This window comes from Mesorhizobium sp. M0659 (assembly GCF_040320605.1).
Taxonomy (GTDB): domain Bacteria; phylum Pseudomonadota; class Alphaproteobacteria; order Rhizobiales; family Rhizobiaceae; genus Mesorhizobium.
On record NZ_JAMYPY010000010.1, the window covers coordinates 71429 to 97617 of the forward strand.

The 26189-nt window shown below is 63.7% G+C and carries 27 protein-coding genes and 2 pseudogenes; 14 read left to right on the forward strand and 15 right to left on the reverse strand.

The annotated features are described in order from the left end of the window. Nucleotides 1-33: 33 nt before the first annotated feature. From tolA to ybgC, 4 genes are all read right to left on the reverse strand, one after another. A complete protein-coding gene (gene tolA, locus NKI31_RS17645) occupies nt 34-1191 on the reverse strand; it encodes a cell envelope integrity protein TolA (RefSeq protein WP_023684181.1) in 1158 nt (385 codons plus the stop codon). Nucleotides 1192-1198: 7 nt separating this feature from the next. Further along, nucleotides 1199-1651 carry a protein TolR gene (tolR, locus tag NKI31_RS17650; RefSeq protein ID WP_023673843.1) on the reverse strand — a complete coding sequence of 151 codons (453 nt, stop codon included), beginning with the start codon at nt 1649-1651 and terminating at the stop codon, nt 1199-1201. A 9-nt stretch (nt 1652-1660) separates the two neighbouring features. Next, nucleotides 1661-2371, reverse strand: coding sequence for a protein TolQ (gene tolQ / locus NKI31_RS17655; protein ID WP_023673844.1), 711 nt, complete (start codon nt 2369-2371; stop codon nt 1661-1663). A gap of 312 nt (nt 2372-2683) precedes the next feature. Then, nucleotides 2684-3154: a tol-pal system-associated acyl-CoA thioesterase gene (gene ybgC / locus NKI31_RS17660; protein ID WP_352444886.1), complete on the reverse strand. Its 471-nt coding sequence runs from the start codon at nt 3152-3154 to the stop codon at nt 2684-2686. A gap of 64 nt (nt 3155-3218) precedes the next feature. On the opposite strand from ybgC, the gene NKI31_RS17665 reads away from it, so the two are divergent. Further along, nucleotides 3219-4469, forward strand: coding sequence for a glycoside hydrolase family 5 protein (locus NKI31_RS17665; protein WP_352652207.1), 1251 nt, complete (start codon nt 3219-3221; stop codon nt 4467-4469). 144 nt (nt 4470-4613) lie between these two features. Here the strand turns inward: NKI31_RS17665 and NKI31_RS17670 are convergent, their stop codons facing one another. The 6 genes and pseudogenes from NKI31_RS17670 to NKI31_RS17695 all read right to left on the reverse strand — a co-directional run bounded on the left by NKI31_RS17670 (nt 4614) and on the right by NKI31_RS17695 (nt 9234). After that, entirely contained in the window at nt 4614-5516 is a 903-nt protein-coding gene (locus NKI31_RS17670) for a metallophosphoesterase (protein WP_352444882.1), read from the reverse strand. 133 nt (nt 5517-5649) lie between these two features. Then, entirely contained in the window at nt 5650-6687 is a 1038-nt protein-coding gene (ruvB, locus tag NKI31_RS17675) for a Holliday junction branch migration DNA helicase RuvB (RefSeq protein WP_023700287.1), read from the reverse strand. A gap of 43 nt (nt 6688-6730) precedes the next feature. Then, nucleotides 6731-7351 (reverse strand): Holliday junction branch migration protein RuvA, encoded by a 621-nt coding sequence (gene ruvA / locus NKI31_RS17680; protein WP_023668770.1) that lies wholly within the window; start codon nt 7349-7351, stop codon nt 6731-6733. A gap of 10 nt (nt 7352-7361) precedes the next feature. After that, a complete protein-coding gene (gene ruvC, locus NKI31_RS17685; RefSeq protein ID WP_023688957.1) occupies nt 7362-7868 on the reverse strand; it encodes a crossover junction endodeoxyribonuclease RuvC in 507 nt (168 codons plus the stop codon). 67 nt (nt 7869-7935) lie between these two features. After that, nucleotides 7936-8466 (reverse strand): protease adaptor protein RcdA, encoded by a 531-nt coding sequence (gene rcdA, locus NKI31_RS17690; RefSeq protein ID WP_023688956.1) that lies wholly within the window; start codon nt 8464-8466, stop codon nt 7936-7938. Between the two features lie 386 nt (nt 8467-8852). After that, nucleotides 8853-9234: pseudogene (locus tag NKI31_RS17695) on the reverse strand (hypothetical protein). Nucleotides 9235-9544: 310 nt separating this feature from the next. On the opposite strand from NKI31_RS17695, the gene NKI31_RS17700 reads away from it, so the two are divergent. After that, on the forward strand, nt 9545-10096 hold the full coding sequence (locus NKI31_RS17700) for a DUF2269 family protein (protein WP_352652208.1): 552 nt from the start codon (nt 9545-9547) through the stop codon (nt 10094-10096). 7 nt (nt 10097-10103) lie between these two features. Here the strand turns inward: NKI31_RS17700 and NKI31_RS17705 are convergent, their stop codons facing one another. Then, nucleotides 10104-10874: a sulfite exporter TauE/SafE family protein gene (locus tag NKI31_RS17705; protein ID WP_023818209.1), complete on the reverse strand. Its 771-nt coding sequence runs from the start codon at nt 10872-10874 to the stop codon at nt 10104-10106. A gap of 261 nt (nt 10875-11135) precedes the next feature. Here NKI31_RS17705 and NKI31_RS17710 point away from each other — a divergent pair. After that, nucleotides 11136-11574: pseudogene (locus NKI31_RS17710) on the forward strand (GNAT family N-acetyltransferase). Here the strand turns inward: NKI31_RS17710 and NKI31_RS17715 are convergent. After that, nucleotides 11531-11968, reverse strand: coding sequence for an Lrp/AsnC family transcriptional regulator (locus NKI31_RS17715; RefSeq protein WP_023704892.1), 438 nt, complete (start codon nt 11966-11968; stop codon nt 11531-11533). The pseudogene NKI31_RS17710 and the gene NKI31_RS17715 sit on opposite strands and share 44 nt — an antisense overlap. Before the next feature lie 129 nt (nt 11969-12097). Here NKI31_RS17715 and NKI31_RS17720 point away from each other — a divergent pair, with 129 nt between their 5' ends. From NKI31_RS17720 to NKI31_RS17730, 3 genes are all read left to right on the forward strand, one after another. Beyond that, entirely contained in the window at nt 12098-13015 is a 918-nt protein-coding gene (locus NKI31_RS17720; protein ID WP_023684172.1) for a DMT family transporter, read from the forward strand. Between the two features lie 142 nt (nt 13016-13157). Continuing rightward, nucleotides 13158-13805, forward strand: a complete 648-nt coding sequence (locus NKI31_RS17725; RefSeq protein ID WP_023684171.1) for a thiamine phosphate synthase — start codon at nt 13158-13160, stop codon at nt 13803-13805. 46 nt (nt 13806-13851) lie between these two features. After that, entirely contained in the window at nt 13852-14916 is a 1065-nt protein-coding gene (locus NKI31_RS17730; RefSeq protein ID WP_196814895.1) for a tetratricopeptide repeat protein, read from the forward strand. A 9-nt stretch (nt 14917-14925) separates the two neighbouring features. Here the strand turns inward: NKI31_RS17730 and NKI31_RS17735 are convergent, their stop codons facing one another. Further along, nucleotides 14926-15942 carry a zinc-dependent alcohol dehydrogenase family protein gene (locus NKI31_RS17735; protein ID WP_023742241.1) on the reverse strand — a complete coding sequence of 339 codons (1017 nt, stop codon included), beginning with the start codon at nt 15940-15942 and terminating at the stop codon, nt 14926-14928. Between the two features lie 80 nt (nt 15943-16022). Here NKI31_RS17735 and NKI31_RS17740 point away from each other — a divergent pair, with 80 nt between their 5' ends. The 7 genes from NKI31_RS17740 to NKI31_RS17770 all read left to right on the forward strand — a co-directional run bounded on the left by NKI31_RS17740 (nt 16023) and on the right by NKI31_RS17770 (nt 22148). Next, complete coding sequence (locus NKI31_RS17740) at nt 16023-16907, forward strand: LysR family transcriptional regulator (RefSeq protein WP_352652209.1); 885 nt, start codon at nt 16023-16025, stop codon at nt 16905-16907. 141 nt (nt 16908-17048) lie between these two features. Next, nucleotides 17049-17615 carry an elongation factor P gene (efp, locus tag NKI31_RS17745; protein WP_352652210.1) on the forward strand — a complete coding sequence of 189 codons (567 nt, stop codon included), beginning with the start codon at nt 17049-17051 and terminating at the stop codon, nt 17613-17615. Nucleotides 17616-17637: 22 nt separating this feature from the next. Further along, nucleotides 17638-18438 carry an inositol monophosphatase family protein gene (locus NKI31_RS17750; protein WP_352652211.1) on the forward strand — a complete coding sequence of 267 codons (801 nt, stop codon included), beginning with the start codon at nt 17638-17640 and terminating at the stop codon, nt 18436-18438. A 109-nt stretch (nt 18439-18547) separates the two neighbouring features. Then, nucleotides 18548-19264, forward strand: a complete 717-nt coding sequence (trhA, locus tag NKI31_RS17755) for a PAQR family membrane homeostasis protein TrhA (protein ID WP_023700276.1) — start codon at nt 18548-18550, stop codon at nt 19262-19264. Between the two features lie 179 nt (nt 19265-19443). Beyond that, on the forward strand, nt 19444-20469 hold the full coding sequence (locus NKI31_RS17760) for a MotA/TolQ/ExbB proton channel family protein (protein ID WP_023668754.1): 1026 nt from the start codon (nt 19444-19446) through the stop codon (nt 20467-20469). Between the two features lies 1 nt (nt 20470). Further along, nucleotides 20471-21502 carry a peptidoglycan -binding protein gene (locus NKI31_RS17765; protein WP_352652213.1) on the forward strand — a complete coding sequence of 344 codons (1032 nt, stop codon included), beginning with the start codon at nt 20471-20473 and terminating at the stop codon, nt 21500-21502. Nucleotides 21503-21722: 220 nt separating this feature from the next. Continuing rightward, complete coding sequence (locus NKI31_RS17770; RefSeq protein WP_352652214.1) at nt 21723-22148, forward strand: hypothetical protein; 426 nt, start codon at nt 21723-21725, stop codon at nt 22146-22148. Nucleotides 22149-22226: 78 nt separating this feature from the next. On the opposite strand, the gene NKI31_RS17775 is transcribed toward NKI31_RS17770, so the two are convergent. Next, nucleotides 22227-22580, reverse strand: coding sequence for a DUF1304 domain-containing protein (locus tag NKI31_RS17775; RefSeq protein WP_023736868.1), 354 nt, complete (start codon nt 22578-22580; stop codon nt 22227-22229). A 153-nt stretch (nt 22581-22733) separates the two neighbouring features. On the opposite strand from NKI31_RS17775, the gene NKI31_RS17780 reads away from it, so the two are divergent. Continuing rightward, the gene (locus NKI31_RS17780) at nt 22734-24221 is read left to right on the forward strand and encodes a carboxypeptidase M32 (RefSeq protein ID WP_352652215.1); all 1488 of its coding nucleotides are present in this window, start codon (nt 22734-22736) and stop codon (nt 24219-24221) included. Nucleotides 24222-24231: 10 nt separating this feature from the next. Here NKI31_RS17780 and NKI31_RS17785 read toward each other — a convergent pair whose 3' ends face one another. Continuing rightward, nucleotides 24232-26034 carry an ABC transporter transmembrane domain-containing protein gene (locus NKI31_RS17785; RefSeq protein ID WP_352444864.1) on the reverse strand — a complete coding sequence of 601 codons (1803 nt, stop codon included), beginning with the start codon at nt 26032-26034 and terminating at the stop codon, nt 24232-24234. Nucleotides 26035-26189 lie beyond the last annotated feature (155 nt).

Consider the following 26189-nt stretch of genomic DNA (forward strand, 5'->3'; position numbering starts at 1 on the left):
CTCGCTTCTCTTGCTGATTTCTGGGTGCTCAGGCTACAGGCCAAGCATCGCTCTGGGATCGAAGTTGACGCGAACGTCGGACCAAATGTCATGCTTTCCGGCGGGCACCTGCAGGCCGGCGACATCGCATTTCTGCACAGCGCGAACCGCGCTGCTGTCGAACTGGGGGTTGCCGCTGGACTTCTCGACGGTCGGACGGCCCTCCAGCTTGCCGGAGGCATCCAGGCTGAAACGGATCACCACGGTGAAATCCTCAGAACCCTCAAGCCCAACCGGGAGGGTCCAGCAGCCACCGAGTTGTTCTTCCAATGCCCCTTGCTCGGACTTCGACAGCTTCTGGCCTTGATCCTTGTCGCCGCCTAGCGATGCCTGTTGGGTCGAGCGCTTGGCGCCGCCGCCGGATGGCTTCTGCTTGTCGAGCAAAGCCTTGATGTCAGCCTCATTGAACTGCTTGTCATCCGACTTCGGCTTCGACGAGGCTTCCTTGACTGGCTTGTCAGCGTCCTTGCGGTCCGGTGCCTTCGCGCTTTCGGCCTGCGCCGGCTGCGGCTTCGGCCGTGCTTCGGGAGCAGGAGCGGAAGTCGGAAGCTGCGCTTCTTCCAGAGGCTGCTGATCCGATATGGCTTCGGCGACCGCATCGGGCTTCACGCGTGGCTTCGGCTCTATGGCGGCGGTCGTGTCCGGCTGCGGTGTTGGTGCAGGCTCCTTCACCGGGGTCGGCTTCGGTTCAACCTGCTTCACCGGCTCGGGCTTGACCTCTTCCTTCGGCTGCGGCTCCGGCGCCACCTCCGTCGCAGGTGTCGGCTTCGGCGCTTCCTTTGGCTTCGGCGTGTCCTCGGTCTTCGGCTTTTCGGTCGGGGTCGGCGCCGGAGCAGCCGTCGCTGTTTTCTCCACCAGCTTCGGCTTGGGCTCGTCCGTCACCGGCTTGTCGGTATCAACGCTGTTCTCGCCGATTTTCTGTGCATCTGGCACGATGTCGGGACGCTTGGTCGGCATCGGCGCCGGCTTTTCGTGCATCACCGCCTTCTTGTCGCCCTGCAGCGTCTGCGCAATGGCTTCCATGGGAACGATGTCGACCGCTATCGACTCGACATCCGTGGACGGCAGCGCGGCCGGCGCCGACAGGGTGAACAGGCCGAAAGCCAGTGCCACCGTATGCAGTATCACCGATGTGGTGAGGCCGGTCTTCATCGTGCGTCTACTGATCCTGTTGCTGCAGTGAAATCAGGCCGATATTCTTGTAGCCGGCGGCCTGGATGAGGGCCATCACCTCCATCGCGGCGCCATAGTTGGTCGCCTTGTCGCCGCGGATGAAGATGCGCTCTTCGTAGCCGGTCTTGGAAATCGCCTGCAGTTTGGCGACCAGCTCTTCCCTTGGGATTTCGGTCTCCTGCAGGAAAATCTTGCCGGCCGCGTCGATCGAAACGGTGATCGGCTGGGTGTCGGCGTTCATAGCCTTGGCCTTCGTCTCCGGCAGGTCGACCGGCACTCCGACCGTCAACATAGGTGCGGCGACCATGAAGATAATCAAGAGCACCAGCATCACGTCGACCATCGGCGTGACGTTGATTTCCGACATCAATGCATGGTGGCGGCCGCGCCGCCTGTGTCCGCGCCCGCCGCGTCCTGCCATGCCAACCGACATACCCATCTTCTTACCTCAGCCCTTAGGCGCTACTTTTTCATCGATTTGGCGCGAGAGTATGGCGGAGAACTCATCCGAGAACCCTTCCATCCGCACCGCGATCTTGTTCGCGTCGGATGACAGCTTGTTGTAGGCGATAACCGCCGGTATGGCGGCGAGAAGACCGATGGCCGTCGCCAGCAGCGCTTCGGCAATGCCGGGTGCAACAACCGCGAGACTGGTGTTCTTCGAACCGGCAATCGCCTGGAACGAGGTCATGATGCCGATGACGGTGCCGAACAGGCCGATGAAGGGTGCGGCCGAACCAGTGGTGGCGAGAAAGCCGAGACGGCCCTCCAGCTTCTCCATCTCGCGCGTCAACGCCAGGTCCATCGCCTTGTCGATGCGGGTCTGCAGGCCGAGCGGCGATTTGGCCCCCTTCTCGAAGCTCTTCTTCCATTCGCGCATGGCCGCAACGAAGATCGCACCCATGCCCGTGGTCTTGCGGTCGGCAAGCGTGCGATAGAGCTCTTCCAGCGACTGCCCCGACCAGAACACCTGTTCGAAGCGATTGAGCGACAGACGCATGCGGGCATAGCTGACCAGCTTGTCGACGATGATCGCCCAGGTCCAGACCGAGGCGCAGAGCAGACCGATCATGACCAGCTTGACCACCCAGCTGGCCTGTGTGAACAGCGCCCAAATCGACAATTGCGCTGCCGGATCGGCGAGTGCGGTAGTTTCCATGCTTCAGTCCTTAAGATTTTCCGGGCATCGCTGGCGGCTGGCCCATGGGCATCCCTTGTGGTCCGTTCGCGCTTGGCTTCCGGATTAACCCCAAAATGCACCGTTGGCGGCCTTTTCAGGGCAAATATTGGTGAAAGGAAGGCGCGCGGATTCTTCCAATCTTCACCGATCTCTTCATGAACCGTTATGGTTAAGGATGGGTTAGGAAATATGGCGCGGCGCATTGCCGCGCCAAGGCACGACGCGGGCCATCCATCCACAATCGAATGCGCTGCCGATTGGCCGCTCGTTGCCGGCCGGCAGGCCTGGATATCAGCTTGCTCCTGGTAGAAAGGCCGCGATCCATTCTTTCGGAAAGCGCTTCGGCCGGCCGTTCTCGCCGATGATCGCCGCCTCGACCTTTGCTTCGACCAGAACCTCTGTCCCGCGTTTCAATTGCTGCGCCATGACGATGCGGGCGCCGGAAATATCCTGCGTTGATGTGTCGATGGTCAGGATGTCGTCCATGCGGGCAGGCGAGCGGAAATCTATCTCCATCCGCCGCACCACCCAGACGATCCGTTCGCCGTGCTTGCCTTCGTGAAGTTCTGTGTGGTGGACGCCCGCCAGCCTGAGATAGTCCGAGCGGCCGCGCTCGAAGAATTCGAGATAGCGCGCGTGGTAGACGACGCCGGAGAAGTCGGTGTCGGCATAGTAGACCCGCGCCATCAGCCGATGGCCGAATTCCGTCAAGGCTCCGGAAAGCCAGGCAGCAAGCGCCGCCGATTCACCATGATCGTCCATCGCGCTTTCCTTTTTGCCCCCGGCGGGGCACCTGTCTTGCCGAAATCACCAGCGCAGCAAACCGATGGCACTGTTGACGGCGATGATCAAGACCGTGATGGCAGCGCTGCTGGTGCTGGCGTCGTCTGCGCTTCCCGGTCAGGCCGCGAGCTTTTCGATGAAGCGCGGCCTCAACCTCGACCAGTGGACGACCTGGGTCGGGGAAGACAAATGGAACGACCGACAAGCCATCCTGCCCTATCCGGAATGGCGCAAGTTCCTGAACGAGGATGACCTCAAGGCGCTGAAGGCCGCCGGTTTCGACTTTCTGCGCATGCCGGTCGATCCCTCGCCGTTTATGTCGGATCAGACACTGGCGCTGCGTGACGACCTTTATGCCAGCGTGCGGGACTCGGCGCGCATGATCAACCGGGCCGGTCTGAAAGTGATCGTCGACATGCACCTGATCCCGGCCGGCGGCGGCCGCGAGATCGGCATGGGCCAGGTGATGGACGATCCCGCAACCTTCGACGCCTATGTCGAGGTCGTCCGCAAAATGGCGCGCACGCTTGCCACTGAGGACCCGGCGCAGGTCGCTTTCGAGCCGATGAACGAGCCTATCGTCGACTGCGACAGCGAGGGCACCAGCCTGTGGCCGGAGCGTCAGCAAAAGCTGTTCGCGGCCGCGCGCGCCTCGGCCACCAGGCTGACGCTGATCCTGACCGGCGCCTGTTATTCCAGTGCGGCTTCGCTGGTCAGGATCGACCCAAAGTCGATCCCCGACGACAACATCATCTGGACCTTCCACTCCTACGACCCGTTCCTGCTGACGCATCAGGGCGCGACCTGGGCCGGCGATTTCATTCTCTATGTTACCGGCCTGCCCTATCCGCTGACCGCGGTGCCGCGCGCCGAGCTCGATGCGACGCTGGATGCGATCCGCGCCAAGATAAAAGCCGAGGCGCCACGGACCAGACGGAACGGCCTGCTCGCCTATCTCGATGAACAAGTCGCCAGCATGGACACGGACGAAAAGCTGCTCGGCGTCATGGATGCGCCGTTCGAAAAGGTCGAGGCCTGGGCGAAGGCCAACGCCATCAAGCCGGAAAACATCACGCTGGGCGAGTTCGGCATGATCCGCCAGGAATATGGCAATCCCTATGTGATGCCGCCCAAATACCGCGCGGCCTATGTCAAGGACATGATCGCGCGCGCCGAGGCGCATGGCTTCTCATGGTCGGTGTGGAGTTTTGGCGGCGCCTTCGGCATCGTCGACGCTTTCAACGGCGAAAAGGCCGAACCCGCCGTGATGGATGCGATCCGCTCGCTCCATTAGCCCTAGGGCATGTCGAGATTCAGGTCAGGCCGAGTCGAAAATGAGGGGTCCGAAAACCGGAACGGAGCGGACTTTGGTCCGTGACTACCGGAAGCGCAGGAACACCTCATTTGCAGGCCGGCATCACCTGAATACCGGCATGCCCTAACCGAGGTCGATCTGCAGGATCTCCGGCCGCATGCCAAAGCGCACCGGCGCGATGCTGAAGCCGAGTCCGCCTGACACGATCAAATTGCGGTCATTCTCGACGACATGGCCATAGGCAAAGCGGTTGCCGAAGCGGGACGGCACCACCGGTGAATAGCCGAACAGCCTGACCTGCCCGCCATGTGTGTGGCCCGACAGCGTCAGCGAAACCCGCCACGGCACTTTCGGGAAAATGTCAGGCTCATGCGCAAGCAGGATGATCGGTGCCTGGTCGGTGATCTTGGCCAGCGTGCCGTCGAGATCGTCCAGGCCTTCAAATCTGTCGCGGCCTGCGGCCTTGTTCGGTAACAGTGCCAGCTGGTCGGCGAGTCCGGCGATCCAGAAGCCGTATCCATTCTTTTCCAGACGCACAGCGTCGTTCTCCAGAACCGAGATGCCGGCTTCCTCCAATGCCTTGCGCGCCACAGTCGGCCCCGCTCCGGCCTGCTGCGCGAAAGGATCGTGCCACCAGTCGTGATTGCCGAGGATCGACAGGACACCAAGCGGCGCCTTCAGTCCTGACAAGGCCGGCGCCCATTCATGGGCCTCCACCCGGTTCGTCACCAGGGACATGCCTGAGATATAGTCGCCGAGCAGTACGATCAGATCGGGCTGCAGCACGTTCGCACCCTCGACGAGCGAAGCGATCCGCTCAGGCGTCATCCAGGGGCGGCAGGCGTGAATATCGGCAAGTGCTACGACGCGCAGCTTCAGACCTGCCGGCCAGTGCGGCGGCGTCAGCCGGTAGCGCTTCACATGGGTCAGCAGCATCGGTTCGATGCCGACCGCATAAGCACTGAGCGAAGCTAGCGAGAGGAACGAACCTCCGGCGAATTTCAGGAACCCGCGTCTGGTGATCACTTTTCTGGCTCCGACCTTGATCGGAGCAGTTCGCGCCGACATTGCGACGCCCGATACAATCGAGGAATGCGCCTTCACGCTGGCAGGTTTGAGGAGATTCTGCACAGAATCCGTTCCGAAGAACAAATGTCCGTTACTCTTCCTGGAACAGGTTGATCTGCTGCTGTGCCAGATCCTTTGGCGCGTCGAGGCCGAGATGGCGCCAGGCGTTGGCGGTCAGCACGCGGCCGCGTGGCGTCCGTTGGATGAAACCCTGCTGGATCAGATAGGGCTCGATAATGTCCTCGATGGCGTCGCGCGGCTCGGAGAGGCCGGCGGCGATGGTTTCGATGCCGACCGGTCCGCCGCCGAAATTGCGCGCGATCATTGAGAGATAGCGGCGGTCGAGCGCGTCGAGGCCGAGCGCGTCGACCTCGAGCCGGGTGAGAGCTTCGTCGGCAATCTGCTTGTCGACGTGGCCGTCGCCGGCGACGGAGGCGAAATCGCGCACGCGGCGCAACAGTCGGCCGGCGATGCGCGGCGTGCCGCGGGCGCGGCGCGCAATCTCCAGCGCGCCGTCGTCGCCGAGCGGCATTTGCAGGATACGGGCGCCGCGGCGCACGATCTGCTCCAGTTCCTCGACCGAATAGAAATTAAGCCGCACCGGAATGCCGAAGCGATCGCGCAGCGGGTTGGTCAAAAGGCCGAGCCTGGTCGTGGCGGCAACGAGCGTGAAGCGGGCAAGATCGATCTTGACCGAGCGTGCCGCCGGACCTTCGCCGATGATCAGGTCGAGCTGGAAATCCTCCATCGCCGGGTAAAGGATCTCCTCGACTGCCGGATTGAGCCGGTGGATCTCATCGATGAACAGCACATCGCGGTCTTCGAGATTGGTGAGAAGTGCGGCGAGATCGCCGGCCTTGGCGATCACCGGACCGGAGGTCGAGCGGAAATTGACGCCGAGCTCGCGCGCCATGATCTGCGCCAGCGTTGTCTTGCCAAGCCCCGGCGGCCCGACGAACAGCACATGGTCAAGCGCCTCGCTGCGGCCCTTGGCGGCCTCGATGAAGACTTTGAGATTGGCCCGCACCGCGGCCTGGCCGACGAAATCGGCGAGCGTCTGCGGCCGCAAGGTCTGCTCAGCATCCTCGCCGCGCTTTTCCGGGGCAATGAGGCGGGGTGAAAGGCTCATGCGGCCTTCCTCGCACAGGGCAAAGGACCGGACAAGCAATCACTCACCGCGCCAGTTCCTTCAGCCCGAAACGAATGAGCTTCGAGGCATCGGCGTCCTCGCCGGCCGTCTTCAGCGCCGCCGCGACAGCATTGGCTGCTGTGTCGCGCGAATAGCCGAGATTGACCAGCGCCGAGACGGCGTCGGTAATCGGCGCCGGCGCCACGCCTTCGCCGAGCTCCTGCTTAAGGCCGATGGTGCCGGAGGCGGTTCCGGCATAGGCCGGCGCCTTGTTCTTCAACTCGGTGACGATGCGCTCGGCCACCTTCTTGCCGACGCCGGGCGCGCGGCTGACCATGGCGATGTCGCGCAGCGCGATCGCATTGGCGAGGTCTGCCGGCGCCAGCGTCGACAGGATGGCCAGCGCCACCTTGGCGCCGACACCTTGCACATTGCTCATCAACAGCCGAAACCACTCGCGCTCAAGCACCGACTGGAAACCGTAAAGCCGGATCATGTCCTCGCGCACATAGGTCTCGATGAACAGCACCACCGCCTCGCCGGGCGAAGGCAGCGCGGCCAGCGTGCGCGCCGAGCAATAGGCGACATAGCCGACGCCGTGCACATCGACGAGGCAGAAATCCTCCTCGATCTCGTCCAGCGTGCCTTTCAATTTGCCGATCATGCGTGATCCCTCATGCCAGCGCCATCCTGTAGGCGACGCTTTGCCGGTGATGCGCGTGGCAGATGGCGATAGCTAGCGCGTCGGCGGCATGTTCGGTGTCGAAAACGGCTTTCGGCAACAGCACCTTTACCATCATGTGGATTTGCTTCTTATCGCCATGGCCAACGCCGATCACCGCCTTTTTGACGGCATTGGGGGCATATTCGGCGACGACAAGGCCGGCGAGCGCCGGCACCAGCATGGCTATGCCGCGCGCCTGGCCGAGCTTCAGTGTCGCCACCGCATCCTTGTTGACGAAGGTTTGCTCGACGGCCGCTTCCTGCGGCATGGCCGCATGCAGGATCTCGGCCAGCCCGTCATGCAATTGGCAGAGCCGTGTCGCCAGCGCCGCCTTGTCGTCGGAGCGTACAGTGCCGGAACTGATAAAGCGCAGCGAGTTGCCGAGGCTCTCGACGATGCCCCATCCGGTGCGCCTCAGCCCCGGATCGATACCGATAATGCGAATCGCTTCCCTCATGCGCGAAGTCTACCTCCGGCGCACAGCGATGTCAGGGAAATGTGAACAAACCGGAAACGGGTAGCGTTTAACCTCGAGCGAAAGCCGTATTCAGCAGCGTGATCTGGTCGGAAACCGGATTGGCGCGGCGGCCTGTTACCGGCGTCTCGGCAAACGCGCCGCCATAGATCTCTTCGTCCATGCGGCGCACCAGCGCCTGCAGGCGCAGCGAGCGGGTGACGAGGTCGAGGAAATCCTTCGGCAGTTCGCCCCAGCCGACCGCTTCGTCATGCGCCGAGGCGGTGTCGAGACGCACCTTGGATTTTTCCGAAGCGACCTGGTCGCGGGTCATCTCGCCGGAGTTTGCCGCCCGCTGCAAAAGCAGCCAGGAGGCGACCTGCATCAGCCTTGTGGTCAGCCGCATCGATTCGGCCGCATAGAGCGTCGCCGCCAGTCTGGACAGCTTCTTGGCCTCGGCCCGGCCCTTGCCGTCGAGATATTCCGCTGCTTGCTCAACCAGGCCCATTCCTTCCTGGTAGAGCGGTTTGAAGGATTGGGAGAAAACCCGGCGTTCCGCCAGCTTGATGGTTTTCGCGCTGCCCTTCGAAGGCTCGTTCATCGATACGCCCCTGCACTGCCCCGTCGGCTGATTCGGCTTCATCGCCGTAACGCCGGCACCCTAGATGACTGAAGCTTGAAAATGCGCTTCGCCGCCGGTGAAGGCAAGCACATGTTTAACAAACGGTTAACGCCTGCGCAGGGGCGCCAAGCGGACCAGAAGCAGACAAAAAAAGAGCCGCGGATAAGGCGGCTCTCAGGAGTTTAACAGGGAGGCGTCAAACGAAGTGGCTCCAACCACTCGGTAAGAATCCAGATCACTGGATGGACATAGTAAACACCTGTAAAGCTTAATGAACCCTTAACGGCGCGGATATTTCTTGATCGACCGCTGCCCTTCTGTGCCGTATCAGCACAACGGCCCCCTAAGCCTGATCGTCGGCTTGTTCATGCCTTCTTCCACACAGCCGGCAAGGAAATGAAGGCGAACAGCAGCATTGCCGCATAAAAGCCCATCGAGGAGGAAGCCAGCACCGGCTCGATCTCCGGATGGCCGGCAAGTTCAAGGTAAAGCCCGATCATCAGTGCGATGCCGCAGATTGCCGTCAGCCAGAAATGCACGACCGCAATCGTCTTTTGCCCGACCGCTGGAAACAGGTGGTAGAAGAAAGCAAACACCGCCGACATCAGCCAGCCCGCCACCATGGTGTGCGCGTGGGTCGGCATCTGCCCATGGTCATTGGAGATCGCCATATGCAGGCCGAGCGCCATGCCGCACAGGGAATAGATGACGGCCAGGGGTGAAGAAATTTCGTGCTACGCCTTGCATGGGATACCCTCGTTGGTTGCTGCAGACTTGGTCCGACCGCGCGCGGCCAAAATGGAGCGTCGGTGGCGAGCGGCTTAGTCCCCGCAGGTTTCAGGATCATGCCGCGAAACCAGCCAATGCCGACACGGCGTCTATCCGGCAAATGCCGGGTATTGTGCGGGCTGCGGTAAAATCCGGCGACGGCGCCACCGCAACAAGCCGGCACCCACGCGGCATCTTCTGGATACATGTACGGAGATAATCCGCCCTCCTTCGGAAGCAGACGCGCGATAGCAGCGTTTACCCCCGGAACGATGCACAAGGAGCGGCAATGGACTGGTATTCTCTCTTCAAATTCCTGCATGTCATGGCAGCGATCCTCTGGCTCGGCGGCGGTTTCGCCATGCTGCTGGTTTCGATACTCGCCGATCGCGACGGCGACGACGAGACGCTGATGGTCATGCTGAGAACGACGGACAAACTCGGCTTGCGTCTGTTCGTGCCGGCGTCCGTCGCGACCCTGGCTTCTGGCCTGGTGCTGACTTCGCTATGGACCGGCTTCTCCGACCTTTGGGTCGTCATCGGCCTTTGCGGCTACGCCGCCGCGTTTCTGACCGGTATCCTCGTGCTGAAGCCTTCGTTCGAAAAGCTTGCCACAATGCTTGCCGCGGACGGCATGACCCCGGCTGCCATAGCGTTTGGGCGCCGCATGATACGGATCGTCAAGTTCGATTTCGTCATCATGATCGTCGTCGTCGCCGACATGGTGCTGAAGCCGACCGCGCACGACATCGCCACTCTCGGCGCAATGGCGGTCGTGGTCATGGGTGGTGCATCGCTGACCTTTGCGAGCGCCCCGCGAACCAAACCGGCAGCCGCCTGAGCGGGATTTAGAGCAGGCCGGCGATCCCGTCCCAAAGCAGCTTGACCGCGACCACGGCCACGGTCGCGTAGGTGAAGGGATAAAAAATCTCCGGCCGCATGCGCCGCACCAGCCAGGCGCCGGCGATGGTGGCCAGCGGCGCCAGCGGCATCAGCACGGCCGACGCCGTCAGGTTGGCGGTGTCGAACTGGCCAAGCGCGAAGTAGGGGATCAGCTTCAGCGCGTTGGTGGCGGCAAAGAAGATCGCCGATGTCCCCGACAGCACCTTCGGATCGAGCCGGATCGGCAGCGCATAGACCTGGAAGGGGGGCCCGCCGACATGGGCGACGAAGCTGGTGAAGCCGGCGACGGTGCCCCAGAAGGCGGCGGCGATGCGGTTGGCCGCCGCCGCATGGTCGGAACCGTGGCGGAACTGGAGATAGAGCCAGCGCAGCACGAAGATCAGCGCGACAGCGCCGACGATCAGCCGCACCATCTCTTCGGTTACGAGCGCTGCCGTCAGCCAGCCGAGCCCAATGCCGATCACCGCGCCCGGCATCATGTCGACCAGCATCTTTCTGTCATACACACCCCACCACGTCCACACCGAAACGATGTCCATCAGGCACAGGATCGGCAGCAGGATAGCCGCCGCCTGCACCGGCGGCATGGCCAGCGCCATCAAAGGCACGCCAACGAAGCCGACAGCGCCGCCGAAGCCGCCTTTCGACAGCCCGACAAGTATCACCGCCGGAATGGCGGCGGCATAAAACCACGGATCGGCGAGCAGACCTGACATGAGCTGGAAATGCTGGAGGGAAGACGGTGCCCTGCAATAGCCCAGAAACCCTTGCGCCGCGACCGGGAAAATGCCGGCCGTGTCGATCAACTGTGCGTAAAGCGACGGTTCCGGATTTGCGGCAAGATCGTCGCCGATGCATAAGGGCGCCGTCCCCGCTGCATCAGGTTTTGGCCCCAGGTTTTTGACCCCCAGGTTTTTGACAATGAGGAAACCCACATCCGCCGCGCCGAAGCGGCCGACCTGTCTGCCATCGTAGTCATGCTCGCCGACGATCCGCTTGGCCGCAGCCGCGAGGATGCGACCGAACCACTCGCCAAGGCCTATCGCGACGCCTTTGCCGCCATCGACGCCGACCCCAACCAGTTTCTTGCCGTGATGACGGATAGCGGCCGCGTCATCGGCACGTTGCAGATCAGCTATCTCGCCGGGCTGTCGCTGCAGGGCGCCTTGCGCGGCCAGATCGAGGCTGTGCGTCGTCGCAGACCGCCGCGGCGAACGGCTGGGACAGCGTCTGCTGGAATGGGCGATCGAACAGTGCCGTGAACGCGGCTGCAAGATTGTCCAGCTAACCACCAACAAGAGCCGCCAGGACGCGCATCGCTTCTATGACCGGCTCGGCTTCAAGGCCAGCCACATCGGCTACAAGCTGGAGCTTAATTCAGTGGCGGCGGACGGCGCCGGATTGGCTGCGCCTTGATGATGGCGGTGCTGGTCTCCGCCTTGTCGGCGATGCGGTCGAGAAGCTTGTCGAGCTCGCCGATGGAGCGCACGTAGAGCCGGGCCACGAAACAGTCGTCGCCGGTGACCTTGTCGCATTCGCCGAATTCCGGGATCTCCTCGATCAGCTTCTGGACGATATGCAGCTTGCCCGGCAGTGGCCGCACCCGCACGATCGCCTGCAGCGGAAACCCCAGCGCCTCCGGGTCGATCTCGATGGTGAAGGCGCGGATGACGCCGCGTTCCTCGAGCCGCCGCAGCCGTTCCGAGACGCTCGGCGACGACAGCCCGACCTGCTGCGCCAGATCCTTCAACGAAGTCCGCGAATCCAGGATCAGGATGTCGAGAAGCTTTCTGTCCAACTCGTCCAGCATTTTCATCTCCTCGCAAAAGGGCAGCGCGCGCCTTATTAAATAAGGTGTTGTCCCCTTATCACCTTTCATAGGGCATATAAACCCTCAAGACGGCATGAGATTATGGCCTCAACAGATAGAGGTATTGTCATGGACAACACGGTACGCGGCACGATCGAGATGACGGCGGCGATGACGATCGTCGGCACGATCGGCTGGTTTGTCGTCATGTCGGGCCAGCCCGTCATGGACGTGGTGTTCTGGCGCTGCGCCTTCGGCGCGGTGGCGCTGCTGATCACCTGCGCGGCACTCGGGCTGCTGCGCGGCAGGCTGACGCTGCGCATTGTTGCCATCGCCGCTCTTGGCGGCGCGGCCATTGTCATCAACTGGCTGTTGCTGTTCAGCGCCTTCTCCCGCGCCTCGATCTCGATTGCCACGGCGGTCTACAACACGCAGCCCTTCATGCTGGTCGGCTTCGGCGCGCTGTTCTTCGGCGAGCGGCTGACCTTGGCCAAGCTGACCTGGCTCGGCATCGCCTTCGCCGGCATGCTGCTGATCGTGCAGACAGGGCCCGATGCGGGTGTCGGTTCCGGCATAACCGGCACAGATTATGTCATCGGCATCGTCATGGCGCTCGGAGCGGCCTTCTTCTGGGCTGTCGCGGCAATCGTCGCCAAGAAGCTCAAGGGCACCCCGCCGCATCTGATCGCGCTGATCCAGGTCTGCGTCGGCGTCGTCATGCTGGCGCCCTTCGCCAACCTCTCGCATTTGCCCGCAGATGCCTGGAGCTGGGCCATGCTGGCCACGCTTGGCGTCGTTCACACGGGCCTGGTGTACATATTGATGTACGCCGCCATCCAGAAACTGCCGACGCATCTGCAGGGGTCGCTGTCCTTCATCTATCCTGTCGTGGCGATCCTGGTCGATGTCATGGCTTTCGGCCACCGGCTGCATCCGGCCCAGCTCGTCGGCGCCGCCGCGATCCTGGTCGCCGCCGCCGGCATGAACCTCGGCTGGACTTTGTGGAAAGCCAAACCAACGGTCGAAAGCCCGCAAGCCGTCAAATGAGCGGCAGAGCGTCTTCTTGCGGGCTATCGTAAACCAAAGCCATCTCATCGATCCCCGCCCGCCTGTTCAAGGCGGGCGCTTTGTTCTATGCCGCAATGCAACCATCTTCGCCCGGCATAGGCGAAACCCGGGATCGAAAGCCATGAACGACGCAACACCCCCCAACCGCTGCCGCATCGTGCTGATCGCACCCAAGGACGCTCCGGCGCAGCGCATTGCGGCTGCCTTCGACGGCGGTGATATCGCTTCCCTGATCCTGCCTGAGAACGGCATGGACGAGGCTGCCTTCCAGGCCTTCGCAGAACAGATCGTACCGGCCGCGCAAGCGGCCGGCATCGCCGTCATCATCGCCGGCGATACCCGCATTGCCGGCCGTGTCCAGGCCGACGGCATTCATGTCGAGGTTTCCAAGGACGCGCTCGCCGAGACCATCGAACACTTCCAGGGCAAGATGATGGTCGGCGCCGGCGGCGCCAAGACGCGCGACGACGCGCTGGAACTCGGCGAAACCAGGCCCGACTACATCTTCTTCGGCCGCTTCGGCTACGACAACAAGCCGGAACCGCATCCGCGCAACCTGTCGCTCGGGCAATGGTGGGCGGACGTGATTGAGATCCCTTGCGTCGTCATGGCCGGTTCCGCCATCGCTTCGGTAGAAGCGGTGGCCGCCACTGGCGCCGAGTTCGTGGCGCTGTCCAGCGCCGTCTTGGCCGAAGGCGCCGATCCGAAGGCGGCGATTGCCGCCGCCAATGCGCTGCTCGACCAAACCGCGCCGCGCTTCGAGGGCTGACGTGCGCCGACCTGGACTTCCTCTGGCGGTTCTCGTTGCGGCCTTGATGAGCGGGGCAGCGATCGCGGCGGAAACCGTTCCGCTGCCGCAGCCGAGGCCGGACACCAGCGCGCCCGCCCTCAGCGTGCCGGATGCGGTCGCCCCCGATACGGGTGCCCCGAAAGCCGGTGCCACGGATTCCGGCGTCCATATCGAAAAGCCGATCGACACCCCGCTGCCGCAGCCCGCGACAACCGCGCCGCTGCCGTCGGCCGACGCGATCAACCCAGAGCGTTTCGGCGCCAAGCCGGCGGACCCCGCCTATGGCGCTTTCCAGCGCGGTCTTTACAAGACCGCCTACAATCTGGCGCTGGTGCGGGCCAAGAATGGCGACCCGGCGGCGCAAACGCTGGTGGCCGAGATCCTGTCGCGCGGGTTGGGCGTGCCGCTCAACCCAGCGGAAGCCGCCAAATGGTATGCGCAGGCCGCCGAGCAGGGGATTCCTGAATCGCAGTTCCAGTATGCGCTGATGCTGCTCGACGGCCGCTACGTCAAGAAGGACGAGAAGGGAGCTTATGCGTTGATGCAGGCCGCCGCCGAGGCCGGCAACCGGCTGGCGCAGTTCAACTTCGCGCAATTGCTCGTGCAGCAGGATCCGGGCGATGCCGGCATCGCCAGGGCTGTGCCTTATTATGAGCGTGCCGCGGCGACAGGGCTTGCCGACGCCCAGTATGCGATGGCGCAGGTTTATGCCAATGGCGTCGGCGGCAAAACCCGCGACGATGCAAAGGCCCGCAGCTTGCTGGCACAGGCTGCCAGGCAGAACTACGACACCGCGCAGATCGATCTTGCCGCCTGGATGATCGAGGGCCGGGGCGGTGTTCGCGACCTGAAATCCGGCTTCAACTGGATGAAGCAGGCAGCTGAAGGCGGCAATGTCGCTGCCCAGAACCGGTTGGCAAAGCTCTATATGGGCGGCATCGGAACCGACCCCGACCTGATCCTGGCCGGGGCCTGGTATGTGGTCGCCCGCCGCGCCGGCCTTATCGATCCGGAGATGGACGATTTCCTGCAAGGGCTGACCGACGATCAGACAAAGCAAGCCTTGCAGAAGGCCAACCGCCTGCCCTGACACGCAACGTCACTGTGTATGATCCAGCACGACCTTGCCGAAGGGAGAGCCGTGTTCGAGATGGCGAAAGGCCTGCGCTGCCTCTGCCCATGGGAAGACCCGGTCGATCACCGGCCGCAGCCGATTGACGGCGAGCGCCCGGTTCATCGCTTCGAAGGACTCGCGCGAGCCGACCGGTATGCCGCGTGCTTTCACCTGGCGTCGGAAGATGTCGAGCGGATTGATCACCCCTTCGCTGCCGCCGAGATAGCCGATGACGTTGATCTGGGCGCCGCGCGCCGACGCCTTGAGCGACTGCGCGAAACTCTGGGGACCACCGACTTCGATGATGTGGTCCGCGCCGCGGCCATCGGTCAGCGCCAGCACGGCCGACGACCAGTCCGGATTGTCGCGGTAGTTGATGCCGTGATGCGCGCCAAGCCCCTTCGCCCGGGCAAGCTTCTCATCGCTGCTCGACGTAACAATGACGCGCGCGCCGGCCGCCCTTGCCAACTGCACGGCAAACAGCGACACGCCGCCGGTGCCGAGGCTGAGCACGGTTTCGCCTGGCTTGAGCTTGCCCTCGGTGAACAACGCATGCCAGGCAGTGACCGCGGCGCAAGGCAACGTCGCCGCCTCGACATCGCTGAGCTGCGCCGGGGCGATGACCGCCGCCTGTTCGTCCAGCCGGGCGAATTCGCTTAGCAGCCCATCGATGGGGCCACCGCGCTGGTATGAGGGTTCGGCCATGGCGAAGCTGCCGCCGACCCATCGCTGCCAGAACGTGCCGCAGACCCGGTCGCCGACCTTGAAGCGGCTGACCTCGGAGCCAACCGCAACGACCTCGCCGACGCCGTCGGAAAGCGGCACCAGCGGCAAGGGGAATGTCGTGTGATAGCTGCCGCGCGCGATCTCGACATCGCGGTAGTTGAGCGCCGTCGCCTTGACGCGGACGATCATCTCCTGACGGCCGGGTTCCGGCGTTGGCCGTTCGACCATCATGAGATTGTCGATGCCGCCTGGGCTCTGCAGTTCGATTGCCTTCATTGTCATTGTCCTTCCGTTTGAAAGGAAAATCGCTTGCCAGGCGGTGGATTTCAAATTCATAATGTTCAGAATGATTATGCTTGCAAAACATCGTTCTGACTATGCTTGAGGAATTGCGCACGCTCGCCCTGTTTGCCGAGGAGGGCTCGATCCAGAAGGTCGCCCGGCGCCTGCCGCTGACGCAGCCGGCTGTGACCCGGCAAATCCAGCGGCTGGAGGACATGCTTGGCACGACGCTGCTCGACCGCCGGCAAAAGCCGCCGCGACTGACGCCGACGGGGCTGGAAGTGCTGGCGCGCGGCCGCGATATCATCGCTTCCGTAGAAGCGCTGAAATCCTTCGCCGGAAAGACCGAGCCGGAAGGACTGTTCCGCCTGGGTCTCGCCCATGGCCTCTCGGACCGCGACATAGCGGGGGCCATCGCCAACGCCGCGGCGGCATTCCCGAAAGTGTCGCTACGGCTCAAGACCGGCTGGAGCGCCGAACTGATCGATCAATTCGAACGCGGCGAGCTCGATGTGACGATTGTTCTGCGATCGTCGGACATGCCAGGTCCGGAAGCGCTTGGCACTGAACGTCTTGGCGTCATCGCTGCGTCCACCGTCGCCGATCCGGAAGACGGTGGCCGGACACCCATGCCGTGGGTGCTTAGTCCGGCACCTTGCGACGCGCGCCAGAAGCTCACGTCCGTTCTGGTCGGCGGAAGGCGTTATTTCGAGATCGCGGCGGAGATACAGGATCCGGCCTTGCAGATGGAATGGGTCCGTCGGGGGCACGGCCTTGGGCTAATGCCGTTGCGTCTTGCAAGGCGCCGACTTCCCGACGGCCTCATGCTCGTCAACACGGAAGATGTCGACCTTTCCTTACAGGTCGCCGCACTTCGCTCGCCTCATCTCAACCGGCTGACTGAGGCTGCGGATGCCATCGTCGAGGCCGTCGGCAAAGTCATTGCAGCCCAGGTTTGAGGCTACCAGCCGCTGTCGGGCGATCTGGCATCCCTTGCCTCTCCTGCCGATTTGTGGTCTTGGGGGCCCGAAATCGCTTGTCCAGCGACCATCCCCATACCAACGGCCAAGCCGTTGGTAGCATCCCGGATCAATCTCATCATGGCCAAGATCAATGGCAACGAAATCCGTCCCGGCTATGTCATCGAACACGATGGCGGCCTCTGGGTGGCGGTCAGGACCAACACCGTCAAGCCCGGCAAGGGCGGCGCGTACAACCAGGTCGAACTGAAGAACCTGATCAACGGCACCAAGCTCAACGAGCGCTTCCGCTCGGCGGAGACCGTCGAGCAGATCCGGCTCGATCTGAAGGATTTTTCCTTCCTCTACGCCCAGGACGACGCGCTGGTGTTCATGGACACGCAGAGCTACGAGCAACTCGAGCTGGCGAAGGATTTCGTCGGCGACCGCGCCGCCTTCCTGCAGGACGGCATGATGGTGACGGTCCAGCTCTATGAGGACAGGCCGATCGGCATTTCGCTGCCCGACCAGGTGACGCTGACCATCACCGAGGCCGACCCGGTGGTGAAGGGCCAGACGGCCGCGTCCTCGTACAAGCCGGCGGTGCTGGAAAACGGCATCCGCGTGCTGGTGCCGCCATTCATCGGCGCCGGCGAACGCATCGTCGTCGACACCAACGAACTCACCTACATACGCCGCGCAGACTGACGCGTAGGCAGGAACAGATACGATGGCACGCTCCGCACTTCTCAATGTCATGGTCCAGGCCGCCATGAAGGCCGGCCGCTCGCTGTCGCGCGACTTCGGCGAGGTGCAGAACCTGCAGGTGTCGATGAAGGGACCGGGCGACTATGTCAGCCAAGCCGACCACAAGGCCGAGGACATCCTGTTTGCCGAACTGTCGAAGGCACGGCCGGGCTATGCCTTCCTGATGGAAGAGCGCGGCATGATCGCAGGGGACGACGACCAGCACCGTTGGATCGTCGACCCGCTCGACGGCACCACCAATTTCCTGCACGGCATTCCGATCTTTTCCATCTCGATCGCGCTGGAGCGACAGGGCCAGTTGGTCGCCGCCGTCATCTACAATCCGGCAATGGATGAGCTCTACACCGCCGAGCGCGGCGGCGGCGCCTTCATGAACGATCGCCGGCTGCGCGTTGCCGGCCGCAGCAAGCTCACCGACTGCGTCATCGGCTGCGGCGTGCCGCATCTCGGCCGCGGCCAGCACGGCAATTTCCTCGTCGAGTTGCGCAATGTGATGGCCGAGGTCTCGGGCGTGCGCCGCCTGGGTTCCGCCGCGCTCGATCTCGCTTATGTCGCCGCCGGCCGCATGGACGGCTTTTGGGAAACCGGCCTGTCGGCCTGGGACATTGCCGCCGGCCTGCTGCTGATCCGCGAGGCCGGTGGCTTCGTCTCCGACATGGATGGCGGCCAGGATATGCTCGAGGCGGGTTCGCTCGTCGCTGGCAACGAGGTCATCCAGCGCGCGCTGCTCAAGGCGGTGAAGAAGCCGATCTCGGCGCGCTGATTACTTGGCATGCCGGCGCGGCGCGCTGAAGCGCCGCAGTCGCAAAACCGCAATCAAAGCTTGAAATACTGCCCGGCGGCCGCCCAGATAAGGGTGACGCAGGATCTTTATGACGAGCATACCTTCACTATCCTCGCGAGAAGCGCAGCCAGACCAGCCAATTGAAATCCCTTTTGTCGGGCGTTGGCACTATTCGCGTGCGGAGATGATCGCCGATGGCATCGTCCACGCGGTCGGCATCGTGCTGGCAATAGCCGCCGGCTCGGCGTTGCTGGCGCTGGCCGCCTTCCATGCCGGTCCCGGCGAATACATCGCCGCCGCCTTCTTCGTGGTGTCGCTGCTGACTGTGCTGTCGATTTCGCTGACCTACAATCTGTGGCCGGTGACGTCGCCGGCGAAGTGGATCTTGCGGCGCTTCGATCATGCGGCGATCTACCTCCTGATCGCCGCGACCTACACGCCCTTTCTGGCCCAGCTCGACGGCTCGCCGCTGGCGCTGCCGATGATTGTCCTTGTCTGGACCGCTGCTTTGACCGGCATTGCCATGAAAGTGTTCCTGCCCGGCCGCTTTGATCGTCTGGCCATTGTCTTCTATCTCGCCATCGGCTGGAGCGGCGTCGTCCTGGTCAAGCCGCTGGTGGCGACGTTGCCGACGACTTCGATCGCGCTGATTGTCGCCGGCGGCATCGTGTACTCCTGCGGCGTCATCTTCTTCGCCTGGAAACGCCTGCGCTTCCACAATGCCCTCTGGCACGGCTTTGTCGTCACCGGCGCCGGGCTGCATCTTGCCGCCATGGTCGACTGCCTGGTCGTCAACCGCCTCTGAACGGCGTGGTGCGGCCCGACAGTCGGGCAATATTGCCAAGCGCCATTCAATTTGGTCACAATTCCGTTTAGAGTCGCGAATTACGTGATCGGCGGCAATGGAGCGGTTCCAGGGAAGTATGAGCGGCTTCCCGTTCGGAATTGCGTCAAGGCAAATAGAGCATCGGAAACGGGGCACGGATGGCTTTTCTCAGATCCTTCGGCGTGGGCAGGCGTTCTGATGTCCTGATGTACGATCCGCACAAACTGTCGAGCCCGCAGGTCTTCCTCCTGACCATGGTCATCTTCCTGGTCATCGTCGCCTTCATCGCCGCCATCCTCACCCGCCAGATCTCGACCGCTTTCGGGAGCAATCCCGGCCTCAATGGCCTCATCGTCGGCGTCCTTGTGGTCGGCATCCTGCTCGCCTTCGCCCAGGTCGGACGACTGTTTCGCGAAGTGCGCTGGGTCAATTCCTTCCGCGCCGGTTCCGAAACCACCGAGCCGGTGCTGCTGGCTCCGATGAAGGCGATGATCGGCCGCTCCTCGACGGTCGCCTTCTCGACGTCTTCGATGCGCACCATGCTGGATTCGATCGCCACCCGCCTCGACGAAAGCCGCGACACCTCGCGCTATCTCGTCGGGTTGCTGGTGTTCCTCGGTCTGCTCGGCACCTTCTGGGGCCTGCTCAACACCATCGGCTCGATCCGCGAAACCATCGAATCGCTCGATCCCGGCACCGGCGACGCCGCCGCAGTGCTCGATTCGCTGAAGCAGGGGCTGTCGGCGCCGCTGGCCGGCATGGGTACGGCCTTTTCGTCCTCGCTGTTCGGCCTTTCCGGGTCGCTGGTGCTAGGCTTCCTCGACCTGCAGGCCGGCCGCGCGCAGACCCGCTTCTATACCGAGCTTGAAAACTGGCTGTCCTCGGTCACCGATCTCTCCTCCGACATCGCCGTCGCCGACCCGGCCAAGACTGAATCCTCCGACGAGATCCGGGTCCTGTCGGAACGGCTGCGCAGCATGCAGGAAAGCGGCGGCGGCTCCAATCCGCGCGTCGCCACCGCCATGGCCAATCTCGCCGACGGCATTTCCGGCCTGGTCAAGAACATGCGCTCCGAGCAGCAGATCATGCGCGACTGGGTCGAGGCCCAGTCGGACGAGCAGAAGGCGATGCGCAACACGCTGGAAAAGATCGCCGACGCGCTGAAGAAACCTGGGGTCCACTAGCATGGCTCTCGCCAGGGGCCGGCGCACCGATCGCCGGATCGACTATTGGCCGGGCTTCGTCGACGCGCTGTCGACGCTGCTGCTGGCCATCATGTTCCTGCTCACCGTTTTCGTGCTGGCGCAGTTCCTGCTCGGACGCGAACTCTCCGGCAAGGATACGGCGCTCACGCGCCTCAACTCGCAGATCAACGAACTGACGCAGTTGCTGGCGCTGGAGCGCTCGAGCGCGCAGGACAAGGACGATTCGCTGGCCAATCTGCAGGCGTCGCTGTCGGCGGCGGAAGCTGAGAAGAGCCGGCTCGAGCAGTTGCTGGCGCAAGGCGCCGGCACCGGCGACGCCGCCAACCAGCGCGCCGCGGAGCTCGGCGGCGAACTCGACAACCAGCGCCAGATCAGCCAGCAGGCGCTGAGCCAGGTCGAGATCCTCAACCAGCAGATCGCGGCGCTGCGCAAGCAGATCGGCGCGCTCGAGGACGCCCTCAACGTGTCCGAAACGCGCGACCGCGATTCCAACACCAAGATCGCCGATCTCGGCCGTCGGCTCAACGTCGCGCTGGCGCAGCGCGTGCAGGAGCTGAACCGCTATCGCTCCGACTTCTTCGGCCGCCTGCGCGAAATCCTCGCCGATCGCGAGAACATCCGCATCGTCGGCGACCGCTTCGTCTTCCAGTCGGAAGTTCTGTTCCCGACCGGCTCCGAAGTGATCAACGATGCCGGCAAGGTCGAGATGAAGAAGCTCGCCGACGCCATCATCGAGTTGCAAAAGGAAATCCCGCCCGAGATCAACTGGGTGCTGCGCGTCGACGGCCACACCGACAACAAGCCGCTGTCCGGCGCCGGCCGCTATCGCGACAATTGGGAATTGTCGACGGCGCGTTCGACCTCGGTGGTCAAGTTCCTGATCGAGAACGGCGTGCCCGCCAACCGGCTGGTTGCGGCCGGCTTCGGCGAATTCCAGCCGCTCGACCCCGCCGACACCGAAGACGCCCGCAACAAGAACCGACGCATTGAACTGAAGCTCACCGAACGGTGATTTTCAGTCACGCGAAATTGTTTGCCAGCTCAACTCTAGGGCGAAACGCCAGGCCGGCAAGGCCTGAAAACATTTCGCGTTTCCGGGCTCCTACTTTGACGCGCAGGGCCGAGAACCGCCGGCGATGCCTCCCATCGCGACGCGACGGAACCGGACGGCCCGCTTCCGGAAGGCGGAGCGAAAGCGCTTGCCCCTTCCACAGCAGGAGGAGACGCACATCATGCGCTCTTTGAAGACTCTCAGGACCGCAACCCTCACGACACTTCTGATCACTGTTCCACTCGCCGGCGCCCATGCCGCCGGACATCACAAGGGCGCCCTCGACGCCAGCGACCCGACCGACATGACCGGTCCGCGCGTGACCGGCCTGATCGAGCAGGTGCGGGGCGTCGAACAGGGCATCACGGATGCGCGCGAAACGAGGGGCATCTCGACCTCGGAAGCGCGGTGGCTGCATCTGCGTGCGGCGCATATCGGCCAGGCCGCCGAACGGGTCGCCGCTTCGGACCATGGCCGGATCCCGGCCGCGCAATATCACGATCTGCTGCGCCGCCTCGACAATGTCGATCAGAGGCTGATGTCCGACACCGGCAGCGGCTTCATGATCGGTGATGGCTCCGACGGCGGGAATTATCCGAACGGCTGAGATCCGCTCTGATATCTCCAGGAATGAGGAAGGGACTGTCTGACGCCCCCGGATCTGGCTCCGAGGGCGTCTTTTTTGTCACCAGCCCAGCCACAGCGCAGCGAGGCCCAGCACCGCCGGCACGGTCTGAATATAGAGGATCTTCCGGCTGGCAGTCGCCGCGCCATAGAGGCCGGCGACGGCGATGCAAAGCAGGAAGAACACCTTGATCTGGAATCCCGCCGCGCCGAGATAGAGGCCCCAGATCAGCCCCGCGGCAAGGAAGCCGTTGTAGAGCCCCTGATTGGCGGCGAGCACCTTCGATGCGCTGGCGAAGTCCGGCTTGAGGTTGAACGCCCTGTGCCCGCGCGGTGTGTCCCACGCCACCATCTCCAGATAGACGATATAGAGGTGGATCAGGGCCACCAGCCCGACCAGGATATTGCCGATCATCTTAGTCTCCCCTGCATGGCGGTGTTCCACCGCCAGCCAGCATTCCACGCACAAGCTCATCGGCGCAAGCTGCATCGGCGAAAGCCACCTTTGAGGGTTGCCAATCCTGGCGCGTTGGTATCTTTTCCCGCGGTCCAAAACGCGGAACCTGCCATGTCTTTTCAGAAGCTCGATGATCTCGGCCACAAGCTCGAAGCGCTGGAACATGCGCTCGCTATCCTCGGCGCCGACGAGGCGACCCACATGGCCGTCGGCGGCGGCGAGAAGCGCGCCGAAGCCATGTCGTCCCTGGCCGGGATGCTGCATATCAGGGCTACCGCGCCGGAGATCGCCGACTGGCTCGCCGCCGCCGAACAGGAGGCGCTGAACGAGGAGCAGCAGGCGGCGGTCCGCGAACTGCGTCGCCAATACACCAACCTGACCTGCCTGCCGGTCGAATTCGTCGAGCGCCAGACGGTGGCGCGTATGCGCTCCGAGCAGCTCTGGCGCGACCTGCGCGCCAAGAATGACTGGGCCGGTTTCCTGCCGGCGCTCGAAGGTGTCATCGCGCTGGTGCGCGAGGAAGCCGCCCTGCGCGCCGACGCGCTCGGCCTCGATCCCTACGACGCGCTGATGGAGCAATACGATCCTGGCAACCGCGCCGCCGACATCACGCCGGTGTTCACCGAGCTGAAGACATTCCTGAAGGGCTTCGTGCCGGAAGCCCTGGCCGCGCAGGAAGCGCGCCTGGCCAGGCATCCCGTGAAGCCGCTCTCCGGCAGCTATGCGATCGACAAACAGCGCGAGCTTGGTCTCGCCATGATGGCTTCGGTCGGCTTCGACCTCACCCACGGTTCTCTGTCCGTATCGCACCATCCCTTCTGCGGCGGCGTGCCGAGCGACGTGCGCATCACCACCCGCTACAAAACGTCCGATTTCCTGTCGGCTTTGATGGGCGTGCTGCACGAGACCGGCCATGCGCTCTACGAGCAGAACCTACCGAAGGCCTGGGCGCACTGGCCGCTCGGCAAGGCGCGCGGCATGGCGGTGCATGAAAGCCAGAGCCTGTTCGTCGAGAAACAGGTCGGCCGCAACCCCGAATTCTGGCGCTGGGCGCTGCCGGTGGTGGAAAAGCATCTCGGCGAGGCCTGGTCGCTGGACGACATCCTGCCGCATGTGCACCGGGTCGAGCGCGGCCTGATCCGCGTCGACGCCGACGAGGTCACCTACCCGCTGCATGTCATCCTGCGCTACGAGTTGGAGCAGGAGCTGGTCTCGGGGCGGCTGCAGGCGGCCGACCTGCCCGAGGCGTGGGACGCCAAGATGCGGGAGTATCTTGGCCTTTCGACCATCGACAACCCAGCCGACGGACCGATGCAGGACGTGCATTGGCCGGGCGCCGCCTTCGGCTATTTCCCGTCCTATACGCTGGGCGCCATGATGGCGGCGCAGCAATGGGCTGCGCTGACGCGCGACCATCCTTCAGCCGACAGCGATCTCGCCAGGGGCAATTTCGCCGCCATCAATGACTGGCGCCGCGACAATATCTGGTCGCAGGGATCGCGCTGGTCGACGCCCGAACTGCTTGAGCGCGCCACGGGCGAGAAACTGAATGCCGCGCATTTCACCGAGCATCTCCGCAAGCGGTATGGTCCCGCCTGATTGCGGGTTGCTACTCCGCGGCACCCCTGAAGGCGCTTGCTCCGGTTTCGAACTGCAGCTTGGCCAGCCTTGCATAGATGCCGCCCTTGGCGACCAGGCTCTGGTGCGTGCCTTCCTCGACGATGCGGCCGCCATCCATGACCAGGATGCGGTCGGCCTTCAGCACGGTCGCCAGCCGGTGGGCGATGACGATGGTGGTGCGGCCCTGCATCAGCCGTTCCAGCGCCGTCTGCACCAGCGTTTCGCTTTCGGCGTCGAGCGCCGACGTGGCTTCGTCGAGCAGCAGGATCGGCGCGTCGCGCAGGATGGCGCGGGCGATCGCCACGCGCTGGCGCTGGCCGCCGGACAAGGTCACACCGCGCTCGCCGACCTGGCTGTCGTAGCCCTTGTCGAGCCTGAGGATGAACTCGTCGGCCAGCGCGTCCCCGGCGGCGGCCTCGATCTCGGCATTCGTCGCGCCCGGCCGGCCAAAGCCGATATTGTCGCGCGCGCTTGCCGCAAAGATGGTGACATCCTGCGGCACGATCGCAATGCGCTCCCGCACTTCAGCCGGATCGGCTTCGCGCACGTCGACGCCGTCAATGGCGATGCGGCCGGTTTCGGGATCGTAGAAGCGCAGAATCAGCGAAAAGACGGTGCTCTTTCCGGCGCCCGACGGGCCGACGATCGCCACCGTCTCGCCCGGCTTGACCTGAAAACTCAAGCCGTGGACGGCGGCACGGTCCGGCCTTGCCGGGTAGGAGAAGGAGACGTCGTCGAAGCTGATCGCGCCTGTCGCCTTGGCGGGCAGCGGCAGCGGATTGGCCGGCGGTTGAATCGCCGGCGTCTCGTCGAGTATCTCGGTCAGCCTTTCGGCCGCACCCGCCGCCTGGGCAAGCTCGCCCCAGACTTCCGACAGTGCGCCCAGCGCGCCTGCGGCAAACACGGAGTAAAGCAGGAACTGGCCGAGCGTACCGGGCGACATCGTGCCGGCAAGCACGTCACGCGAGCCGAACCACAACACCGCCACGACCGAGGAAAAGATCATGAAGATGGCAAAGAAGGTGAGCAGCGAGCGGGAGAAGATCGACGAGCGCGCCGCTTGGAAGGCGGCTTCCACCGCGGCCGAGAACCGCCCGGTGACCAGCGTCTCGTTGGTGAACGCCTGCAGCGTGCGCACCGCGCCGATCTGCTCGCTGGCATAGGCGGTCGCTTGCGCCAGCGTGTCCTGCGCCTGCCGTGACCGGCGCCTCACCGAACGGCCGAACGCGACCAGCGGCAGTACGATGAGCGGAATGGCCGCGATCACCAGGCCCGACAGTTTCGGGCTGGTGACGACCATCATCGCCACCGCGCCGAGCCCGAGGATGACGTTGCGCAACGCCACCGAGGCGGTGGCGCCGACCGCAGATTTCACCTGCGTGGTGTCGGCGGCAAGCCGCGAGACGATCTCGCCCGATTGCGCGGTGTCGAAGAAGGACGGCGAAAGCGTCGTGACATGCGAAAACACGTCGCTGCGGATGTCGGCAACGACCCGCTCGCCGAGCGTGATGACGAAGTAGTAGCGTCCGGCCGACGCTGCCGCCAGAATGGCTGCCATCGCCACCAAAGCGGCGAAATACTCGGCGATGAAGACGGTGCCGGAAGCACTGAAACCGTGATCGATCATGCGCCGCACGGCCAGCGGCAGCGCCAGCGTCGTCGCCGCGGCGATGGCGAGCGAAATGAGGGCGCCTATGACCAGTTTGCGGTAGCGGAATATGTAGGGATATAGGCGCCTGAGCGGCCCGAGCGAGCGCCTGCGCCCGTCTTGCTCGCCGCTGATGTCCGCCATGACCGTTTCCTCTGGCCGCTCCAGGTGGGCGCGTTCAATATGCGCCTGCCGTGGCCTTGTGATTCAATTCCGGCTGATGTATAGGCTCGCCGACCGTTTTAGAAGCCGTGGCTTTTCAATAGCTGCGGCTTCGAGTTTTAAAAAGGGGCGCATCG

Bases quoted from the DNA above. Each gene is read 5' to 3' on its own strand.
- trhA (WP_023700276.1), top strand. From the start codon at position 18,548: ATGACGAGCATACCTTCACTATCCTCGCGAGAAGCGCAGCCAGACCAG.
- NKI31_RS17705 (WP_023818209.1), bottom strand. From the start codon at position 10,874: ATGTCAGGTCTGCTCGCCGATCCGTGGTTTTATGCCGCCGCCATTCCG.
- NKI31_RS17735 (WP_023742241.1), bottom strand. From the start codon at position 15,942: ATGAAGGCAATCGAACTGCAGAGCCCAGGCGGCATCGACAATCTCATG.
- ruvC (WP_023688957.1), bottom strand. From the start codon at position 7,868: ATGAGGGAAGCGATTCGCATTATCGGTATCGATCCGGGGCTGAGGCGC.
- NKI31_RS17730 (WP_196814895.1), top strand. From the start codon at position 13,852: ATGAGCGGGGCAGCGATCGCGGCGGAAACCGTTCCGCTGCCGCAGCCG.
- tolA (WP_023684181.1), bottom strand. From the start codon at position 1,191: ATGAAGACCGGCCTCACCACATCGGTGATACTGCATACGGTGGCACTG.
- NKI31_RS17785 (WP_352444864.1), bottom strand. From the start codon at position 26,034: ATGGCGGACATCAGCGGCGAGCAAGACGGGCGCAGGCGCTCGCTCGGG.
- NKI31_RS17770 (WP_352652214.1), top strand. From the start codon at position 21,723: ATGCGCTCTTTGAAGACTCTCAGGACCGCAACCCTCACGACACTTCTG.
- ruvA (WP_023668770.1), bottom strand. From the start codon at position 7,351: ATGATCGGCAAATTGAAAGGCACGCTGGACGAGATCGAGGAGGATTTC.
- NKI31_RS17700 (WP_352652208.1), top strand. From the start codon at position 9,545: ATGGACTGGTATTCTCTCTTCAAATTCCTGCATGTCATGGCAGCGATC.
- NKI31_RS17780 (WP_352652215.1), top strand. From the start codon at position 22,734: ATGTCTTTTCAGAAGCTCGATGATCTCGGCCACAAGCTCGAAGCGCTG.
- efp (WP_352652210.1), top strand. From the start codon at position 17,049: ATGGCCAAGATCAATGGCAACGAAATCCGTCCCGGCTATGTCATCGAA.
- NKI31_RS17720 (WP_023684172.1), top strand. From the start codon at position 12,098: ATGGACAACACGGTACGCGGCACGATCGAGATGACGGCGGCGATGACG.
- NKI31_RS17715 (WP_023704892.1), bottom strand. From the start codon at position 11,968: ATGCTGGACGAGTTGGACAGAAAGCTTCTCGACATCCTGATCCTGGAT.
- NKI31_RS17665 (WP_352652207.1), top strand. From the start codon at position 3,219: ATGGCACTGTTGACGGCGATGATCAAGACCGTGATGGCAGCGCTGCTG.
- NKI31_RS17765 (WP_352652213.1), top strand. From the start codon at position 20,471: ATGGCTCTCGCCAGGGGCCGGCGCACCGATCGCCGGATCGACTATTGG.
- NKI31_RS17725 (WP_023684171.1), top strand. From the start codon at position 13,158: ATGAACGACGCAACACCCCCCAACCGCTGCCGCATCGTGCTGATCGCA.
- NKI31_RS17760 (WP_023668754.1), top strand. From the start codon at position 19,444: ATGGCTTTTCTCAGATCCTTCGGCGTGGGCAGGCGTTCTGATGTCCTG.
- tolQ (WP_023673844.1), bottom strand. From the start codon at position 2,371: ATGGAAACTACCGCACTCGCCGATCCGGCAGCGCAATTGTCGATTTGG.
- rcdA (WP_023688956.1), bottom strand. From the start codon at position 8,466: ATGAACGAGCCTTCGAAGGGCAGCGCGAAAACCATCAAGCTGGCGGAA.
- ruvB (WP_023700287.1), bottom strand. From the start codon at position 6,687: ATGAGCCTTTCACCCCGCCTCATTGCCCCGGAAAAGCGCGGCGAGGAT.
- ybgC (WP_352444886.1), bottom strand. From the start codon at position 3,154: ATGGACGATCATGGTGAATCGGCGGCGCTTGCTGCCTGGCTTTCCGGA.
- tolR (WP_023673843.1), bottom strand. From the start codon at position 1,651: ATGGGTATGTCGGTTGGCATGGCAGGACGCGGCGGGCGCGGACACAGG.
- NKI31_RS17750 (WP_352652211.1), top strand. From the start codon at position 17,638: ATGGCACGCTCCGCACTTCTCAATGTCATGGTCCAGGCCGCCATGAAG.
- NKI31_RS17775 (WP_023736868.1), bottom strand. From the start codon at position 22,580: ATGATCGGCAATATCCTGGTCGGGCTGGTGGCCCTGATCCACCTCTAT.